This is a genomic window from Bradyrhizobium sp. 197, assembly GCF_023073375.1.
GTDB lineage: Bacteria > Pseudomonadota > Alphaproteobacteria > Rhizobiales > Xanthobacteraceae > Bradyrhizobium.
Genome location: NZ_JADPJJ010000007.1, coordinates 1 through 19,488, shown reverse-complemented (window position 1 = coordinate 19,488; position 19,488 = coordinate 1). Strand labels below are relative to the sequence as shown.

Below are 19,488 nucleotides of genomic sequence, written 5' to 3'. Positions count from 1 at the left end.
GATGAGCGCTTACGTCCTGCGCGCTCGCTGTGATGGGTGAAGTAACCCGAGATCACTCGTGACGCGGAAAGTATCTGAATCCGTGCTGCTTGATCAGTTCGTCCCGCTTTGCCGATTCGAGGTCTTCCTTCATCATTTCCTGAACCAGAGTTTCGAAGGAGGTCGTTGGCTCCCATCCGAGTTTCTGCTTGGCTTTCGATGGATCTCCCAAGAGAGTTGAGACCTCTGTGGGGCGGAAATAACGGGGATCGACCGAGATGATGCATTTTCCGTTAGATGTGTCATAGCCCTTCTCATCGACACCACTGCCTTCCCAGCGGATCAGTATCCCGACCTCGTTCGCTGCAATATTGACGAAATCTCTCACGGAGTGCTGCACGCCGGTAGCGATGACGAAATCTTCGGGCTTCTCCTGTTGCAGCATTAACCACTGCATTTCGACGTAATCGCGGGCATGACCCCAGTCGCGCAGTGCATCGAGATTGCCCAAATACAGGCGCTCCTGCAGACCCAAATGGATTCGCGCGAGTGCTCGCGTGATCTTTCGGGTAACGAAGGTCTCGCCGCGAACCGGGGATTCGTGATTGAACAAAATGCCGTTGCAGGCGTACATGCCGTACGCTTCGCGATAGTTCACCGTGATCCAGTAGGCGTACAGTTTGGCGACCGCATAAGGGGAGCGCGGGTAAAAGGGGGTCGTCTCCTTTTGCGGGATTTCCTGAACCAGGCCGTATAATTCGGAAGTCGACGCCTGATAGAAGCGCGCCGTCTTCTCGAGCCCCACTATGCGCATCGCTTCCAGAATCCGCAGCGTGCCCAGCGCATCGGAATTCGCGGTATATTCTGGCTCCTCAAATGACACGGCCACATGGCTTTGCGCAGCGAGATTATAAATCTCGTCTGGCTGCACTTGGCCAACGATCCGAATGAGGCTGGAGGAGTCCGTCAGATCTCCGTAGTGGAGACGGAACGGCGGATCAGGCTCGTGGGGGTCAAGGTAAAGATGGTCAATGCGATCCGTATTGAAAAGGGAGGTCCGGCGCTTGATGCCATGGACTTCATACCCTTTCTCCAAGAGCAATTCAGCCAGATAGGCTCCATCTTGACCCGTCACGCCAGTAATTAGTGCACGTTTTTTTGCCATAACAATCTCTTGGTTCGATATCCCGTCGTACTCGAAAACCGATTCAATAGGGAGATGGGCCGGACGAAAAAATCAAGCTTAGATTAACGACTTTTGAGGTCTCCCGAATAGGCACTGGATTGTCTTACCGAGGAACATCTCAAAGTGCACCGGCCCTGGGGCAGCTATCAGTCCGTCGACAATGGCGAGCCCGTCGACAATGGCGAGCGCCATCAGGTCAAGCGCATCGTGGTCAAGCCGGGGATGAGACGACTATCAAAGGTCGTGAGCGCACCGATCAAGATCAGCTAAGCGCAGTCAACAGCCGGTGAACGCGGCGAGCCCGCAACCTTCATCTGCCCGAGCCTTGGCCGCTTGATCCCCATAAACAGCTAGCCTCAAAAGGCGGACAATTCGCGCGTCCACGTTGCGGATCCTTTTCTGACTCCGAACGCACCAAAGCATACCGATCCAATAGCTCCGGCAGCGAGCTGACGATTGGACTCAAATTGTCCAGTACAAAAATGGCTCTTCCCTCGCGTGCCAGCAGCACGAGGGTGATGCTCTCCGGTTGAACGGATAACGACTTCTGCAAGAAGGAGGGTCGAACTCGGCCAACCCTCATTGCGAGGAAACGTATTTGTTGCGCCCAAGTATCTCGCCCTGCTGCCGGCGTCTGCACACGCGCGGGTTGCCCTCGCAATTTTCTCCGCCTCTTTAAGCTTCATGTGAAGCTCGCAGAGGCAAGGCTTGAATGGCAGGTTCGACGTTCTCCGTCTTTATGATCGGGAGGCCTCACCGGCTTGGCTCCGCAGCAGCGAGATTTTCCCCGCTCTCCAGTTGGCTCGGGGATAAAGTTGGGTATCCTGCTACCACAGAAGGATAACCGATACGCCATTTGGCTTTCGCCCTGCACTGTGGCGGTCGAAAGAGCAATGGCTAACAGGAACCGCGTTCCCCCGTCATGGTTAATGGCTCGGCCAAGGAGATTGTCCGATGTCCCATGCCATCCCTTTGGTTCTCGCCGCGATCGTCGCGAGCTCATCTCTGTTGGTCCTGGCGCAAGCAGGCGGCGCAAATGCGGGGTCTGCGGGTGCGGGCACGGGAGCGAGCAGCGCCAACGCTGGCCCGTCGGCGCCTGCTGGGATGGGGACGCGTGCAGGCAATGCTGGTCCGTCAGCGCCCCCAGGAATGGGGACGAAAGACACCGCCACGGGCGCAAATCTGGGCACCAACGGCCAACCGAGAAATCCCAACGTTCAGCCCGCCACGCCGGCGAAGTCGCGGGCGGCAGCCCAGGCCGCAAGGAATGCCGGAGTCGGTCACGCTCAAAACGGTCTGCCGATCGGCGCGGTTGGGACGGGCACGAGCAATGAGGACCAGCTGATCATTGGCCCGTCGTCCATCCGAAACACATCAGCCCCTGCAGCACAGGCAAAAGCAAACATCAGTGTTGGTCACGCAGCAAATGGTCGTCCGGTCGGAACGTTTGGGAAGGGCACCAGTGTTTCGGACGATGTGAACCGCCCGCGCGCTGCGCGAGCTGGCGATAAAGTGCTGGACGCCAAAGCGCAAGTCGAGCGACGAACCACCGTTTCGGCCAAACGCGTTCTCGGCCGGATCAAGAATGGTTTGTAGTCTGTGAGCGCAGCGGCGAGCAGATTCATCAATTTCGATGGTCCGGCGGTGGAGGCGGACAGGCGTCCGTGTCCGCTTTGCCGCGGACGGTCGCGGCATTTTCAAAGATCGACATTCCCCGCCTGCGCGAACCCATTCCAAGATCGCCGCAAACCTCAACGGCTAAATCGAAGCCAATCCGACAGGCCGCAACGCATATCCAACAAACAGGCCCGCTTCATCGACTGCTTAGAGAGCGACCATCCTCAAGCTCAATCACAATGTGTGGGCATGGCAGCGATCTATCCAGCACCTGACTTGGCGGGCATCGAAGGCAGGATCGTCCGGCTTCAATCTGCGAGGTCGACCCTCTGCTCTGGAGCGAGGTGATGACGTCGGCGGTGGCGGTCGCGCGTGATATCTGTGTTTCGTCGGGGGACGAGGGCATCCATCCCGTTGCGGTGCAGCCAAAGAAGGCCCCGTGCGAGTTGCCGAAGATCGTTCCGATCGGGACCACTGGAAGTCGCCGCGCGGGTGCGTCCGCAGCCTGCTTTTCCAATGGCGAAGGCTCTCGTGTCATCCGCCCGAGCTGGAAGACCAGAGCGCTTGTCGGGCACCTTCCTCGATCCATTAAACAGTTCTGTGAATTTGCCCACATCCGAGCTCATCACCGCAATTAACGGATCTGCTTCGCGGATCAGATCTCCTTTCCAACTAGCCCGCAGAAACGGTCTATTCCCATTTTCTACTTTGAGCTCGTCCACTCTACGGACTGATGACCGTGTCTCTCAGTGCCAGCTCTAATCCCTCGCCGACGCTGACAGCTTTTTGCCCGGTTTGGCGCCATTTACGGTCGCTTCAGTCAGCGCCCGAGCGCGATGCCCGGGTTGCCAAAAGGCAACAGTGTAGAATTAAGGATCGCAGACCAGATGCGCGAATTAAATGCGCCCACAGTTTTCGCGCTCGTCACGGTATTACCGCTCTCTCGCCTTTATACCGCTGGTTGCCGCAATTAAATGTGGATGGTGGGACCATTTTTAAAGCCGTTCCTTGTCCGCTGCGTGGGCCTGATTGATTAATGCTCTTAGAATCGGGGATGGAGCTATGAACATCGATCATCTGAAGTTGCTCTCGCTTGACGAGCTTTTGAAAATTTACGACGAGGTGGCCGCCAAGCTTGGCAACACAATGTTGGCGGAAAAAGCCAGATTGGAGGAACGGCTGCGAAGGATCGGAATGGCTCACGAAGTCACTCGGTTTGAGCGTAAGCGCCGCCAATACCCGCCCGTTCGTCCGAAGTATCGGAATCCGAACAACCCGATGGAGACCTGGTCGGGGCGGGGCAGGGTGCCGCGATGGCTTAAGCCGCAACTTCGAGGTGGCCGGAAGCTGGATGATTTCCTCATCGCCCCAGCTTTTGATCAGAAGCGGCAGATGACATGAATCAACGCGGGTGGCTCCACCCCGGTCGGTGGCAGCCATCGGACGGTCCGCCAGCTCAACCCGTTTGCCGCGTATGGTACGCGGCCTCCTTCTCGAACTCGGGGGCGATTCCAACCATCTCGACCCGCCGCAAGGCGGCCTCAATCGCCTTTTGGCGATAGGCTCAAAAAGCCTGTTGGGGCAGCACGCGGTAGCGTTGGATCTCCACGACGCTTCGGCGACATCGATTGCGAGCAGCCAGTCGATGGCGGATCGCGATCTTTCGGCGAAGTTCGCTTGCCGCAGCGCTTGGTACTGCGCGCGGCTCGCACGGGGCAACAGCAGGGAGGCGGCGCCAGCCCTTCGAGCTCAACCGGCATGGCGTTGACCGTGGGCTGCTGTGCGGTCTGGAAGAAGCCGTTCATCGCCGTCTCGCCTCCAGGACGACGTGTGCGGACATGTTGCTGTCGACGATCGCTGCTGCGCTGGCAATTCCATGGACGGGGCTTGCCGCCCACAAGTCCTGCGCGACCGGCAATGGCGCGATCTGCATGTCGGCCCACCACGCCCGTTCGTTGCCGTGCCGGTGCAGGTCCTGGTGGTGGGCGCGGCACAGCGGCACGATGAACTCGTCGCTGACCTTGCGGCCCAGGGATCGAGGTTGCGCGAACTTCAGGTGATGCGGATCGGACGGAGTCTGCTGGCAGACCAGGCAGGGCTGTCCGCGCACAAACAGCCGGTGGTCTTTGCTGCGTTTGCGCGGCGGCTCCTTGGGGAAGGCAAGCCCGGGTGTTGCAGGCGCGTCGGGTGCCGTGGTTACCGCGGCGGCCGGACCCGGTGCAGGGACCAGGCTTGGCGCGCCGTCTGCGGCGCGCGCCGGCTCGGCAGGGCTGGTCGCGGGAGCTTGCGCGAGCGCCGTTTGGAAGGCGGCCTCGACCAGTCGGGCGTCCGCCTCGAGCAGCGTGTTCTTGATGGGCAGGCTGACCTTGGCCCAGGCCAGCAAGTCCTCGCTCGCGCTCAGATTAGCGAGTTGCCCCAACAGCTGCTCGCGCAACTCAGCGGATGGTGCCGGTCCCAGCAGGTGCGGGCGCTGCAAGACGCCCTTGCTGCGCCCGGCTTTGGCGCCGAACGCCGCTTTGGGCTCCGCGCCCGCTGAACCAGCGACCGTATCCGGCGCGTCGAGATCGTCCTCGCCGGCAATCCCGACTAGCGCGAACAGGGCATAGCGGCGGGCATAGGTCAGCGCCGCCCCCATGCGGTGCGGCGCTTCGACGTCCTTGAGTGCGCAGACCGGCCAGTCCGAGGAGATCCACTCGCCGGAGGCGTGGGCCAGCAGGGTGGTGAGGTGAATGGTGCCGGTGGCCGTCTCGACGCGGGTGGTCTGGATGGTGGCGATCTCCTGCTGGCTGAGGGTTTTGCGCACGATGTCGAGGCCCGACGCCAGCGAGGCGTAGCGAAAAGTCCGATCGTCATCGCGCAGAAACGGCGAGCGGATCAGCGCGGTCAAGGTCTTTTCCGGGTTGGTCAGCTCGGCCTGGGCGCGGGCCAGCGCGGCTGCGATCGCGCCGATATGCTCACTGGCCTGGTGCATGGACGCTCTCCATCTCCACCGGATCAAAGCTGATCGCGCCGGATTTGGCGCGCTTGCCGCGAATGCCGTGGCCGATCGCTTCCTTGGCGTCCTCGGGCATGAGCTTTTTGAGCTCGGCCTTGACCAGTTCGTGCTCGCCATGGGGCGCACGGGTGCGCAAATAGGTCGCCGCACAGTCCGCCCAGAGATTTGACGCGGTCATGTCGACGACCTTGACGGCGGCCAATCGCGGCCGCGGCGGCTCGATGTTGAACAGGGCCGGCGGCTCGCCGCTTTGCACGCAGCGCCAGAACTTCTTTTCCGCGGTCAATAGCAGATGCTGGTACAGCGGGTCGGCATGCACAGTGATATCGACCCATTTGCCGCCGCCGGTGACGATCGAGAGCACGGCCACGCGCGCCGCGATCACCCACATATTGTGCTGCAGCTGGGCCATATGCTTGTCGGCCGCGGCTTCTTCCGTGAAAGCCCAGGGCAGCATGAACTTGGCCTCGAACACCGCCCCGGTTTGTTCGACGACACCGTCGAGGGTTGCGGCCATCCAGCTATGCACGGGATGCCGCACCCGCTTCTGAATGTCGGTGATGGCCTGTCCGGTGCAGCGCTGGTACCAGGTCCGATTGAGGTCTTCGGTGGCGGTGCCGAGCTGGACGATCAGGTTCTGCGACAAATCTTGCGGCTCAATCTCGCCGCGCTTTTCGCGCCAAAGGCGCGTGAGATCCTCCTGATCATTGCCCATGATGATGCGGGCATCCGAGCCGCCGATAAAGGCGCGCCGGTCGTTGGAATTGAACTTGATGAGGCGATGCGGCGCCTCGGCGCCGTTGGCTGCGATCGTGGCCACCGGTATCTCCTTAGGTCTGACGCGGCTTGGTGCCGCACCGCCTAAGCCCCGCCATCGCGAGGTGAGATACCGGGGCTGGTGCTGCCCGGTCCGACTCAGTAACGCTCCGTTTGCTCGGAAATGCCAGTGCTTTGTGCAGCAAGATTCTTGCTCTTTTGGCCCGGTGAGCGGCGGCGCTTCGCGGCTTTGAATCGGCGCGCCGCCTTGATGTGGCAACGCCAACTAGCGTCGGCAGACAAGATCGAGTTGGATGCCGAGCACGAGGCCCGCGGCGACCAGCTGAGCTTCAAGGCGGCCGGTCAGAGCAGTGAGAAACCGATCGTCTTTGCCATCGGAGCGAAAGGCGCGCACGCGGGCCCAGAGCTCGGTCAGCAGCTCCGCCGCCGCTTGGTAGCGCTCCGGCGGATCGCAGGCAGGACTAAGATGGGCAAACTCGAAGGGCGGCTCCATCGTTCTCTCCGGGACCAAGGCGGCTCAGACGATCGCTGTCGGCGCTCAGATCAGAGAGCCCGATCCGATACTGCGCCGAGCTGCCGATGACCTGCGGTTCGGTGTTGACGCGCGGGGGGCGGTCAACGCCACAACTGAGATGCTCACCATTGCCATCGGCTGTTCGAGCGCGGCTTGACCGCCGGACCCCGCGGGCTTCGCCGAGATTGCGCCTGGTCAGTCAGTAACGCTCCGTTGGCGCGGCAATGCCAGTGCTTTCTCCAGCAAGATTGTTGCTCTTACGGACGACCTGTTGCTGCGGTGGTTCGGGATGGCCCCGGTGGGCTCGGTACCGCCGTGGTGGGGCGATCCGGCTCGGCTCTCGCTCCGTGCAGCGAGTGCCTAGAATCGGAACGGGTCTATGCTGACGGAAACCAAGCCAACATCATCGTTGAACATTGCACGCGTGGCCGCCCAATTGAGGAATTGCGACGTGCTATCGACCTGGTCATCGTGTTTGCCGTAGGGAAATGCCAGCAGCTCCAGTAAGTAGTCGTCCAGCCAGCCGGCATTTGCAGGCAGATGCACTTGTCCGGCCTCGATCCGGAAGGACTGTGCCGCCATGCGATCGGCCTTGCTGCCTTCGGGCTTGATGCCAATCGGGCGCGGCATTCCATCCGGCAGATCGCGTTGCAGGTCCTGCAACATCGCTATGCCGGGACCGGCGTGCTCGACCAAAACCGCGTCCGCCTTATATGTTGTCACCAGCGCGGCCACGGCGCGCCGCAGGTCGGGATATTGGTGTCGGCCCCGGTAAACATCAAGCAGGTAATAGTCGTTCTTGATCATGAGCCAGGTGGTGCAGACCGAGTAATCGTTGGCTTTTCCCGTCATCATGGCGGTGTCCCAGCTCTGCACGACATAGCCGGATGCGCCAGCGGCCGGCAGCTGATCGTACCAGCGAAACCAGTCCCGCTTGATCAGATTGCCCTCGAGCGGCACCGGGCGTTGCTGGTATTGCGCCGAGAATTGCAGGCTGCCGATTTCGGCCTTGATCCGCTCCAGCACCGGCTTGCCTTCGCGCTGCGGGTGCAAGAGGTCGCCGGTGCGACGGCGAAAGACGCGATCTTTGCCGACGTCGATGATGCTATCCTCGACGGCGATGGCCGGCAGATCGAGGTGATGCCAGCCGCCCGCTTGCAACAGATGACCGGCAAGATCGTCTTCATGCAGGCGCTGCATCACCAGGATGATGCGGCCGGTCTTCTTATCGTTCAATCGCGAGACCAGGGTGCCGCCAAACCAGTCGATGACGCGCTTGCGCGCGGGCTCCGACATCGCCTCCTCGGCCTTGTGCGGATCGTCGATGATGATGAGGTCCGCGCCCCGGCCGGTTAGCGTACCCCCGACCGTGGTTGCGTAGCGGCTGCCGCCAGCCGTGGTCACCAGTTCGGTGCCGGTATCCTTGGCTCGGCGCATGGCCGGAAACAGGTCCCGGTACCAGCGCGACTCGATCACCATTCTGAATTGCCGGTGCAGCTCGGCGGAAAGCTCGCTGGCGTAGCTGACGACGATGATGCGGCAGCCCGGGTCGTGGCCCAGCAGCCATGCCACGAACGCGACCGAGACCGAGAGCGATTTCAATGAGCGCGGCGGCTGGTTGATGAGGAGACGGCGGCATTCGCCGGCATTGACGCGCATGAGCTGGTAGACGATGGCATCGATGTGCCAGTTCGGAAGATATTCGCTACCCGGGAAGACAGTGCAGAACGCCTTTTGGACAAAGAATCGCAAGTCGCGTCGCAGGAGCGCGTCCAGAATCTGTCTCATGTGTCGCCCGCGCCGCCGTCGTCGTCTTCGTCGTCGCGGGCTTCGGCCCGAATCTCGGCGCGATACGCGTCAAGAATCGCCTGATCCTCCGCTGACAGGCTCTTCGTGGGCTCCTCCGCGGCGCTGCCGCTCGCCATCGCGGCAAAGCCGAGGAGTTTTTCCAGCGCTCTGGTGTCTTTGGCTTTCAGTGCTTTTTCCATGAGACAAAGCAATGCGGCCTGTTGGGTGGTGACGCGGCGTGGCTTGCCTCCATGGTTCAGAGTGACCCTTATCCCAAGTGTGTTTTTCAGGTCAGTGGCAAAATTCAAGCGGCCCTTCGGGCGTCCGCGCGGGTTGCCGGACCGACCCGGCTTGAAACGGCTGTGCAGCGGTGGTCTGCCATAGCCAACGTTCTTATCCGATTTCTTGGCCATGCGTTTGCTCCATGTTGGCCGCGCTGGTTTGGCCGAACGGCTCGCCGGTCCCGGCGTGGACCGCCACCTTGCCGGTCAGATGCTGCCAGCGGCGGATCGTGACATCGACGTAGCCGGGTTCGAGTTCGATCAGCCGGGCCCGGCGCCGGGTTCGTTCCGCCGCGATCAGAGTCGTTCCGGCACCGCCGAACGGGTCGAGCACAATGTCGTGCTCGTTGGTGCCATCGCGGATGGCATCGGCAATGAGCGCGACCGGCTTGACGGTCGGATGCAGGGCGAGCTTGGATTTCGGCGAGCCGGTCCAGCTGTTTTGGTAGTCCCACACGTTGCAGCGGTTCCGCCCGTTGCGGCCGAGCTGGACGTTGTTGAGGTGGGGCGCACGGCCCTTCTTGAAGACGAAGACGAGCTCATGCTTGGATCGGTAGAAACTGCCCATGCCGGCGCGTGGCTTGTTCCAAACGCACAGATTGAGCTGTTCATCGTAGATCAGACGGGTGGCGTTGAGCAGCTGGCCGATGCCGCGCCAATCCATGCAAATGAAATGCAGCGAGCCATCGACGGCGTGCTCACAGGCCCGCGCACAGAACTCGGCCAGGAACGCCTCGAACTCGGCCGCAGACATTTCTCCGGAGGCCATCGCAAAGTCAGGGTGCCTGGTTCTGCCGTTCCCGGAGGCGTGGCCATCGATCGCGACGTTGTAGGGCGGATCGGCGAAGGTCATGCGGGCACGCTCGTCCTGCATCAGCCGACCATAGCTCTCCGCCTGTCGCGCATCGGCGCAGATGAGCCGATGCTGATCCAAAAGCCAGAGGTCGCCGGGCTTGCTGACCGCAGGGCCGACCTCGCGCGGCGGCAGCGCGTCCTCTAGATCGTCTGTGTCCGACAACAAAACGTCGATTTGTCCGATCGAAAACCCCGTCAGTTGCAGATCGATGTCCGGCTCGAGGGCAAGCAGCTCAGTCAGCTCGACGCGCAACGCCGGCATGTCCCAGGTGGCGTCCTCAACCAAGCGGTTGAGCGCAAGTCGCAGCATCCGGAGCTGCGCCTCGCTCAGATCGTGCAAGGTGACGACCGGCACCTCGCCGAGACCGAGCTGCTGGGCGGCTGCGACCAGCGCCCAGCCCGACACCACCCGGCGCTTGGCATCAACGACAATGGGAAGAACGAATCCGAACTCCCGCAGGCTCGCCGCGAGCTTGCCGATCTGGCTCTTCGCGTGCCGGCGCGTCTGCTGGCCCAGCGGTTTAAGCTGGTCGATCCGCACATGGACCGGCGTGAGATCATGGCGAAGCGGATAACCATTGCTCTGGACAGTCTGACGATGCAAGCTTCCCTCCCTCTCAACTACGCTGCGCCCCAATTCAGCGGCAGGACCCGCGTCTTGGCAATCAGGAAGACGTCTCCCCAGCTTGGCGTTCTTTCTTGAATTCGATGGCGTATGCCATGAATTGGCTCACGGCTGTTTCGGTTATTGCGCAGTCACACATCTTGAGGAATCTGAAAACGAAGCGTGCAGCGGGTGTGTGCACCCGCCCGTCATAGTGGCCGTTCACGCGGGGCGTGTGGGTGAATTCGCCGTTGTAACGTTCGACCCAATCGCCGAGCCATATCACCACTTGCTTGATCGTCGTTTTCGGCCGGGGGCCGCCGACCTCCTTGCTCCCCTCGAGCGCGCTTGTGATCGCGCCGTCGAGCGTTCGCACGACAGCAACGGCGTCCGCGAAGTTGCGCATGCGGTAGACGTCTCGCGGCAGTGCGTCGTAGATCGTCTTTTGTGGCTCAGCGTCGAGATATTTCAAATGCGTGGCTAGCCGATCGACCATTGCTGCAAGGTCGTCCAGGCCAGTCTGTGGACTGGCTTTGGCCTGACGTCTAGCTTGAGTTGCAAAGCCATACAGCTGTTCGGGAAGCGCGCTGAAAACGCTCGCCGGTCCCAGAGGTTCGGTGCAGGCCACGTCGGCCGCCCAAACGGGAAGGGGCCCGATGCCTGTCGACCGGTACAGGAAATCGCGGGCTAGATGGCGGGTTTCTGTCAATGCGATGTGGGTTTGCGCCCGAGTTGGTTGCTGATCGGCTTGCAAGCAGTCCCTGAGAACGTGGTCGCGAAAGAAATTCAGCTCGGCGCGTGCCCGATCGTCTACGCCTTCCAGCTCGGGTAAGATCTCGATTAGATCTTTGTATTGAGCGTCGCTGAGACAAAATCCTTGGCGACCGCGGTCGTTCAAGCCCGCCGCGGAGCGGAAAATCAACTCGAGGGGGCGATCGTCCTCTTGTCCGTAGCCATCCAGTCGGACCATGCTGGTGGGTCGGCATGCTGGATTTACGCGTCGCGGCATCGGTTCTCTCCGGACAAGGCGTGGCCGAGACGTCAGCCAACCTGAATCGTCTTTACGGAAAATGAATCGATCGATGCGCGGCGCCGCGCAGTTGTGCATAAATCGTGCGAATCCTCGCACACCCTGCTGGAAGCTGCCGCAGGCGCTGTCGAGGCCGCGGCGATGCCGGAACGGGCGGACGGCGTTCTCGGCTCATCGTCGCAAGGCGACACCACCGGCTCGGTGTTCCGCGCGCCGTGGCCAGCCGAAATAGACCGGCACGCCGTCGCCCATGAACTTTGCGATGAAACCATCGAAGCGCGCGACCACGCCGGCGCAAGCGTCGTGGTAGGTGCGGATCAGATCGCGGTAGTCCTCGGCGTCGAGCCGCGTCGATAGTGTCGTCGAGCCGACCAGATCGCAGAACATTAGGGTAAGTTGCCGGCGCTCGGCTTCGCGAGGCTCGAGCTTTGTCTGGCGCGCTGGAGCCGAGGTCGGCTGAGTTGAAGGTTCGTCTGGGGAGAGGCTCTCGATCGCGGCTTTGAGCCTCACAGGATGGCCAAGAGTAAGACCAAGCTGTTTGCGATTATCGTCAGTCAGACGTCGTTCTCCGCGAACACCTGCGCGAATTGGCCGAGACCGAGTCGTCAGCCATTGGGCGACGTCACTCAAGGTAGCTGTCCCCGTGACGGCAAAGGTTATCGAAGTCGCACGATCCGCGCAAGCTAGGCCGATTGCGACCGCTTCGGGTCAAACGCGGCGATTGGAGCGGCCGCCGGTCGCTTCGGTTGTACCAACAATCGCGCCGGTGTTGGCGTCGATCACGTGCGAGCTTGGTCTCCGAACGAACCTTAATATGACGATCGATCAAGCCGGGCATTTTCCAAACTCACTTATTGCGCGGCTGCTGCTTCCTTTGATTGCTGTTTAAGGCCTGTGCCTGACGTGTATGCCATCAAGGCTACGTTGTATGCCTGCCAAAGCGTGTTCCGGTCGATATCTGGGAAACATTTCAACACGAGCGGCTCAACGTTTCCGACTTGATTTGCATCCAAGCATTGAAGAATAACGCAGCTGACGTCAGCGATGCTGTGGTGTTGCATTGCCATTGCTCCCGGTTGTGGACCTCAGCCGGTTCCGCGGCCGCGGTCTCTTGCTCTGTTTGCCAGGACGATGCGTGCAGCCACAAGCGAAGCGACCCGCCGGCAAGCATTGATCGATGGCCCATCACCTTAGCTGAGAAGCCTCGCTCGCCCGCAAGGTTTGGGACAAGCGCGATCTCAGAGCCGGTCGCGATCCGATGATGATGCGCGGACACTGAGCTCTGATGAACTGCCCGGTCCGTTGGTATGGTGGAGTTGTTCGAGTCGCCTGTCGAGTTCTTGCTTTTTGGCAACGATCCTCGTGGCGAGAATCTGATCGACGTCCGTGTAGAGAGCCCACAACTCATCGACGGACATCTGTTCAAATTGCGGTCGGTAATCACGAATGTCCAAAGTCCAGCCCCCCGGTTGGGGCGGGTAGCAGCTAAGTCAGTCGTCAAAACCCAGACTCTTGCGCCGATTCAGATGATCGCGTTACCGGCCGGGCCCACTGCGCTGCCGTCATAAACCGCCTTCCTAGCTCTAGTTTCGCGTGCCGCACGGACGATTCTGCGCTCGGCCTTGGCTACTCGGTCTCGAAGGGTCTCAAGTTCGGATACTTGAGAGGCGAGTGCCTCACAATGTTGGCGCAGAGCGAAATGACAACCATCCAGTCGCGCACGAGCGTCCATTGCATGCCCCTCTATGGTACTGCCCCAGAACAGATGGCCCGCGATTGGGACCACGACGAGACTAGTCAAATTGGGCCATCAGGTCTGTTCGCTTTCGCACGCTGGCTGTATGGTTTTCTCGGTGGACCGCCACGCGTCGATGGCTGAGAGCGGCAACCAAGCTATTGCTGCCGACCTGCCGCTCGGGCCTCACGGTTTTCGGATTCGCAAAGTGGACCGCTCAGGGCGAATACCGCCAACCACATTCTACGTCCCGGCATTTGGGGTTGTGCTGGGGCCGTTTCGATCTGCGCGGGTTAGCTTTGATCGGCCGGGCGCAGTATCCCGCGCCTAGGAAGAATCGGCAGCCGGTTCTGGTCGGTTTTGGACAGATTGGCTGCGGCAAGCGCGGCGCATGTCTGGGGCGCGGCTCCGACCGGCTGGCAAGGAATCAGGTTCGGAAAGGGCGTTCGCGGGGGGAGCAGAGGACGTGGATCTCAGCACGCGGCCGTCATGGATCTCTTCAGCCATCATCGACTGAGCCATGGGGATCATGGGCAGGTCGAGCATGCGCGGCGCTGACGATGGCGATCCAGCGGCAACAGCCGCTGTACGAGTTTGCCTCATCCGGCGTCGCTGCTGCACCCGGACGTCGCGCTTGTCGAGGTTTTCAGCGCGCCCACGCCATCCTAGTCATGATGTCCTCTGAAGCGACGCCTAATTGCATCCCACGCGTGAACGAATGGAACGACGAGGACCACAAGAACTCTGACCACAACCGAAATCATAACGTGCCGCAGTGATGGTGGCTGATCATCTTCCAATCGACGGGCCGTCTTATTGATCGGTGCCGGGGATAGCGTTCCCTTCGACGGCCTCGGAGCGGGACGCGGCCTGCGCGAGGGCAGGACAACCACAACAAACAGGACGTTGATCAGTAGCCATATCCCGAAAATGAGAAGGACAGTACGCACAAGGAACGACCATAGGTTGGTTTAGTACCTGCCAAGCTTGCCTCCTACCCCTACCTGGATGCGCGTTGCGACAGGAGCCGCCTTAGCGCAGCCGGGCAAAAACGGCCTCGACATCCATCCTACCAAGATGCCGAGGCCGTCAGGCCCCGCGCGCGTTGGCGAGCGCGCGGGATTGGTCGCAGCCTAGTCCGGCGCAAAACTCGGGTCTGTGCGCTTTCGAACATTCACGCACCTTCCTGGCGCCGTGTTCCAACTCATCCGGCGAGGCCAGACAGGGATGGCTCAGCCTGAGTGGCCCGTGGCCAGCCATGGGGCAACTGGATCGATCGGCGGCGGCCAGGACGGGATGACTGGGCCGAACGCCACTCGACATCCTCAGCCCGCGACGTCCGAATTGGGTCCAGAGTCTCGGATTTGGCTAAGCCGCCACGTGACTCCATATCGCACCGTGAAAAGCGGCTAATCTGCAGCTAAGAAAGAACCAATATCTGTTTCGGGAATTGACTCGTCCGCCATTCGAACAAGCAGGGTTATTGTTTGCGCCGCAGATGAGTTTAGAACCTGAGCCGGAACAACATGAAGGACCTCAGGCCACGATTGGAGAAGGTCCGCGCCCAAGCGAGAGACGTTGCCCATATGAGTCAGCTGGCGACGGACTTAGAAAAGCGCGCGCTCTTTAAGCGCTTGGCAGATGAGCTCGCCATCGAAGCTCTTGAGCTTGAGCAAATCGTGAAACAACAGGAGCAATTAGATCCCAGCGACCGGCACGAGGTCGTGGAATTCAAGCCGTCCTCTCAGAAGAAGCGCGGCTGACGCGGGAGAGAAGCTAGGCGGCCGGCTTATCTTCCTATCCGCCCGCGCGTTGAGCATAGCTCCGTCAACGGCCGCTGCGCCGCCGTCGCCTCATCCCTGCGCACGGATGCGGACATCGCGCTCTTAATCGATCCTCAAGATCACGGCTCGACGCGGTCATCGCATTCGATGCCCTTGTCAGGCGTAGACGAGATGCGGAGCGGGAATCGGTTTGGATTTGCTGCGGCGGCCGCCGCTAAATTGCATTCACACTGGGCCTTGGAGCCTGTCGTCGCCGCGGGCGCCAGAAATTCGCACGCAGCCGCCTTTCGGCTAAAGCGACAAACGATTAGATAAGTAAGTGCGGGAGCGACCTCGTCTTCTTTCACGAGGGCATGATTTTCCGATTGGTCCAGCGGCGGCCATGGTCCAAGCTTTCAAGCGTGGAGCGGAGGCTTCTGCAACATGCGTGAACACCGAGTTCGAGCGGTCGACGCCACTGCGCTGCTGTATGAGCACCTAGAATGGCTCGCTTCTCAGCGCTACGAATTGGAGAACCTTCGCGTCAGGCCGCGCGAGGCAGAGCGGAAAACGACAGCGACATACCCAAAGCGGAAGAGGGCAGCTGCTGCGGCGGTTAGCACGGCGAAAGCGAAAGCCTCCGCGCATCAAGCGACGCGGCCTGGGCGCGGTAGCGTCATCAGCCAAATCACTGGCCAGAGCAGGCTGGTCGACGAAGCCTAATGTTGGGTTTGATCCAACGCTTTGAGCAAGGCGTGCAGGAACGCGCTGGCATGGTCATAATTTGCATCGTCGTCCGCCACCGCGCGCGCGCGTGGACCGAGCGCGCCGCCGACAGTTTCCGGTCCGGGCGCCTCAACGCGCTCTGGCCACCGATCGAGGGGGTCATCGGAGGTGGTTCGGCTCGAGGTCAATAGCTTCGGCAGCCGAGATGCACGATCGTGCTGCTTATTATGTCGGTCCGCGAATGCGTAGAGGGCGAATAAGCTCCGGAAATCATCGCGGGATACTGCTCGCACGAACATTCTCCGACGTGAAAACAATGGTCAGCGAATCACAGTAATAATTGCGCGTTCTCCAGCCGACAGATATCTGCCGAAAGTATTAAGTTGCCCGGCGATATGCAAGTTAGACCCGGCGGTCGCAAGCTAAACGACCGCCGGGTTTCACCGCGCTGGCATTGGGGTGCGCTCTCAGTTTTTCTGCTTTGGCGGTGCGTGTCGGTTCGGTTTACGACGTTTCATTGCATCCAACAGCCAAATGTTGCGCGGGCGCAGGGCAGCTCGGCCGCAACGCCGTCCGGCACATTAGACCTCCCGGCCAGGTTTTGGTCCGACAGCGCCCGCAGGACTACCCCGGACCGTGCGTGCCCGGCTCCGTAGACAAGCCCGACAGCGACGCGATCTTGTGTGGCGAGCAGCTCTGCGCCTCGGCTTTCAACCGCCGACCGATTGATCCATTTTATCGAAGTTGCAAATGAGTCATGCGATTTAATTGAGGCGGAAGAGAAAATCGCCTAGATTTTCCTGGTTCTGGAATTGCTCCCTGCTCGGCGGTGAAAATCCCGTATATTTGCGGGAGTTGCGCCCAGTATCGCGACGAATCGGTTTACTGAAGTTATTAATAATTAAACATTTTTGTGCGGGTGGCGTATAGACAGTAGATTAAAATTGGAGCAGCTTGTATTTAATTTAGAATAAAGGGCTTGAGAGTCCGCCGGCACTCCGGGCGGCGGAGATAGGGCATCAAGGCCGGTCGGCGTGCGCGGGAGTGCATTGCCGAATATAGAACAGGGCAGGAATGAGGGCGTTCGGAATCTTTTCACATTAGGTTGCTGCGCAAATAGAAGACAGGCAATTGCCTGTTGACCATGCCTGCTCCGTTTGGGTGTAGGCGCCGGCACTTTGTGAATTCGTTTTCGACTGCAGTCACACCCGCTCTGCGCCAACAGAGTTTGAGGGAGTGCATATTGATTGGCGTAAATGTTTTCCGCAGTCCCGGATTGCCAGCCGCCTGCTCGCTCATCGATTGGCGCCTGCAAGGGAAATCGAACTCCGCTCTTCTTTCCTCATCGTTCAGTCCATCGGTCGATGTTGCGGTATTCGCGGTGAACAATGCGCCTGCTCTGAGCAATCAGGCGGCGTTGGAGCCGCCGTCTCCGTTGTGGCGACCGGTCGACAGTGACCGAACGCGATCCGCTTGCCGGGACGTTATCTTTCTTACATCCGCTCGATCCCAGCGGAATGAAGCTGTTTCATTGTGATTTTCTGATTGTGAGGACGTAAGCCATGGCGACGCAGACGACCGGTGGGGGTAGCACGATCTCGTTCGGAAACGCCCCGCAAGCCAACAATGACAGCTTTGCGTTCACAGAAGAAGCCAACAACATTCTTGTTTTGAATGTTATGGCAAATGATCTGGGTGGCGCAGCAAAGACGCTGTTCTCCCTAGATGATGGATCGAGCGCCTCGGCATCGACCAAGACCTATGCACCGGCGGATTTGCTGGTCAAAGATGTCGCCTACAGCAGCGACACAGCCGGAATGACCGGAACGGGCGACCATAGCGCGCTCGGTGCACGCATCTGGATCGAATCGGACGGCTTCGTCCATTACGACAAGGGCGACATCAATGCCCAGCTACAGGCGCTTGCTGTCGGCGCGACGCTGACCGATACATTTACTTACGCGATCCAGCTGGGGAATGGGACGCTTAGCTGGGCGACGGTTACCCTGCAGTTTAGCGGCGCAAACGACCAAGTGTATATTACCTCGAGTCCGCAGAGCGGCACCGTCGTGGAGGAGGCGCCAGCGACGCCAGATCCTTCAGACTCGCTGAGCACGGTCGGTACCATCAGCTTCAGCGATGTCGATCTTAGCGACGCTCACACCGCGAGCTTCGCGGCTGCTGCGAGCAACACCACGACGCTCGGCACCTTCTCGCTGGATCCGGTGAGCGAGGCAGCCAATGCCGCAAACGGGTCGGTACAGTGGCACTACACGTTGAATAACGCCGCCGCGCAATACCTCGCCCAAGGCCAGAGCGTCACCGAAAGCTTCGTGGTGACCATCAATGACGCCCACGGATCGACCGCAACGCAGGCCGTGACGGTGACGATCATCGGCACCAATGACGCTGTCTCGATTACATCGGGCGCCCAGAGCGGCACCGTCGTGGAGGACACGCCGGCGACGTCGGATCCTGCAGATTCGCTGGGGGCCGCCGGCACTATCAGCTTCAGTGATGTCGATCTTAGCGACACTCACAGCGCGAGCTTCGCGGCTGCCGCGAGCAACGCCACCACGCTCGGCATCTTCTCGCTGGATCCGGTGAGCGAGGCACCCAATGCCGCAAACGGGTCGGTACAGTGGCACTACACATTGAATAACGCCGCCGCGCAGTACCTCGCCCAAGGCCAGAGCGTCACCGAAAGCTTCGTGGTGACCGTCAATGACGGCCACGGGTCGACTGCAACGCAGACAGTGACGGTGACCATCACCGGCACCAACGATGCCGCCACCGTCTCGTCCGAGGCCAAGGCGGTGACCGAGGGCGACACCGCGACGGCGCTGAACACGTCCGGGCAGCTGACCATCACCGACCCGGATACGGGCGAAGCCCATGTCGTGGCGCAATCGAACGCCCACGGCAGCTACGGCGACTTCACGATCGATGCCAACGGGGCCTGGAGCTACGCCGGCAACGGCGCCCATGATGAGCTGACCGCGGGCCAGCAGGTCCAGGACCAGTTCACGGTGACCAGCCAGGACGGCACCGCCACCGGCACGGTCAGCATCACCATCACCGGCAGCAACGACGTGGCGTCGGTGAGCTCGGACTCGAAGTCCGTGACCGAGGGCGACATTGCCGCGGCACTGAACACCAGCGGGCAGCTGACCATCACCGACCCGGATACGGGCGAAGCCCATGTCGTGGCGCAGAGCAATGTTCATGGCAGCTATGGTGACTTCAGCATCGATGCCAGCGGGGCCTGGAGCTACGCCGGCAACGGCGCCCACGATGAACTCACGGCCGGGCAGCAGGTGCAGGACCAGTTCACGGTGACCAGCCAGGACGGCACCGCCACCGGCACGGTGACGGTGACCATCACCGGCACCAACGACGTAGCGTCGGTGAGCTCGGACTCCAAGTCCGTGACCGAGGCCGACACCGCGACCGCACTGAACACCTCCGGGCAGCTGACGATCGTCGATCCCGACAGCGGCGAAGCCCATGTCGTGGCGCAATCGAACGCCCACGGCAGTTACGGCGACTTCACGATCGATGCCAACGGGGCCTGGAGCTACGCCGGCAACGGCGCCCATGATGAGCTGACCGCGGGCCAGCAGGTCCAGGACCAGTTC

The 19,488-nt window shown here is 60.9% G+C and carries 13 protein-coding genes and 1 pseudogene; 5 read left to right on the top strand and 9 right to left on the bottom strand.

Annotated elements, in window-relative coordinates; all coding sequences use genetic code 11:
- Positions 1-52: 52 nt before the first annotated feature.
- Positions 53-1,144 carry a GDP-mannose 4,6-dehydratase gene (gene gmd / locus IVB27_RS01950; protein WP_247440967.1) on the bottom strand — a complete coding sequence of 364 codons (1,092 nt, stop codon included), beginning with the start codon at positions 1,142-1,144 and terminating at the stop codon, positions 53-55.
- 123 nt (positions 1,145-1,267) lie between these two features.
- Between gmd and IVB27_RS01945 the strand changes: the two are divergent.
- The 3 genes and pseudogenes from IVB27_RS01945 to IVB27_RS01935 form a co-directional block, all read left to right on the top strand.
- Positions 1,268-1,393 (top strand): annotated as a pseudogene (locus tag IVB27_RS01945) (hypothetical protein); the annotation flags it as partial.
- A 921-nt stretch (positions 1,394-2,314) separates the two neighbouring features.
- On the top strand, positions 2,315-2,761 hold the full coding sequence (locus IVB27_RS01940) for a hypothetical protein (RefSeq protein WP_247440965.1): 447 nt from the start codon (positions 2,315-2,317) through the stop codon (positions 2,759-2,761).
- Between the two features lie 1,083 nt (positions 2,762-3,844).
- A complete protein-coding gene (locus IVB27_RS01935; protein WP_247440963.1) occupies positions 3,845-4,183 on the top strand; it encodes an H-NS histone family protein in 339 nt (112 codons plus the stop codon).
- Between the two features lie 400 nt (positions 4,184-4,583).
- On the opposite strand, the gene IVB27_RS01930 is transcribed toward IVB27_RS01935, so the two are convergent.
- From IVB27_RS01930 to IVB27_RS43515, 8 genes are all read right to left on the bottom strand, one after another.
- Positions 4,584-5,753, bottom strand: a complete 1,170-nt coding sequence (locus IVB27_RS01930; RefSeq protein WP_247440961.1) for an ERF family protein — start codon at positions 5,751-5,753, stop codon at positions 4,584-4,586.
- Entirely contained in the window at positions 5,737-6,597 is an 861-nt protein-coding gene (locus IVB27_RS01925; protein ID WP_247440959.1) for a YqaJ viral recombinase family protein, read from the bottom strand. Before IVB27_RS01925 ends, IVB27_RS01930 begins: the two co-directional genes overlap by 17 nt.
- Positions 6,598-6,819: 222 nt before the next feature.
- Positions 6,820-7,047 (bottom strand): hypothetical protein, encoded by a 228-nt coding sequence (locus IVB27_RS01920; protein ID WP_247440956.1) that lies wholly within the window; start codon positions 7,045-7,047, stop codon positions 6,820-6,822.
- A gap of 381 nt (positions 7,048-7,428) precedes the next feature.
- The gene (terL, locus tag IVB27_RS01915) at positions 7,429-8,856 is read right to left on the bottom strand and encodes a phage terminase large subunit (protein WP_247440954.1); all 1,428 of its coding nucleotides are present in this window, start codon (positions 8,854-8,856) and stop codon (positions 7,429-7,431) included.
- Entirely contained in the window at positions 8,853-9,269 is a 417-nt protein-coding gene (locus IVB27_RS01910) for a DUF5681 domain-containing protein (RefSeq protein ID WP_247440952.1), read from the bottom strand. The genes terL and IVB27_RS01910 overlap by 4 nt, the downstream gene beginning before the upstream one ends.
- On the bottom strand, positions 9,250-10,596 hold the full coding sequence (locus IVB27_RS01905; protein ID WP_247440950.1) for a site-specific DNA-methyltransferase: 1,347 nt from the start codon (positions 10,594-10,596) through the stop codon (positions 9,250-9,252). Before IVB27_RS01905 ends, IVB27_RS01910 begins: the two co-directional genes overlap by 20 nt.
- A gap of 61 nt (positions 10,597-10,657) precedes the next feature.
- Positions 10,658-11,566, bottom strand: a complete 909-nt coding sequence (locus IVB27_RS01900) for a hypothetical protein (protein ID WP_247440948.1) — start codon at positions 11,564-11,566, stop codon at positions 10,658-10,660.
- 231 nt (positions 11,567-11,797) lie between these two features.
- The gene (locus tag IVB27_RS43515; RefSeq protein ID WP_247440946.1) at positions 11,798-12,013 is read right to left on the bottom strand and encodes an adenylate/guanylate cyclase domain-containing protein; all 216 of its coding nucleotides are present in this window, start codon (positions 12,011-12,013) and stop codon (positions 11,798-11,800) included.
- Positions 12,014-14,887: 2,874 nt separating this feature from the next.
- Here IVB27_RS43515 and IVB27_RS01890 point away from each other — a divergent pair.
- The gene (locus IVB27_RS01890) at positions 14,888-15,124 is read left to right on the top strand and encodes a hypothetical protein (RefSeq protein ID WP_247440944.1); all 237 of its coding nucleotides are present in this window, start codon (positions 14,888-14,890) and stop codon (positions 15,122-15,124) included.
- Positions 15,125-17,412: 2,288 nt separating this feature from the next.
- The coding region (locus IVB27_RS01885; protein WP_247440942.1) for a VCBS domain-containing protein at positions 17,413-19,488 on the top strand (2,076 nt) is incomplete at its 3' end.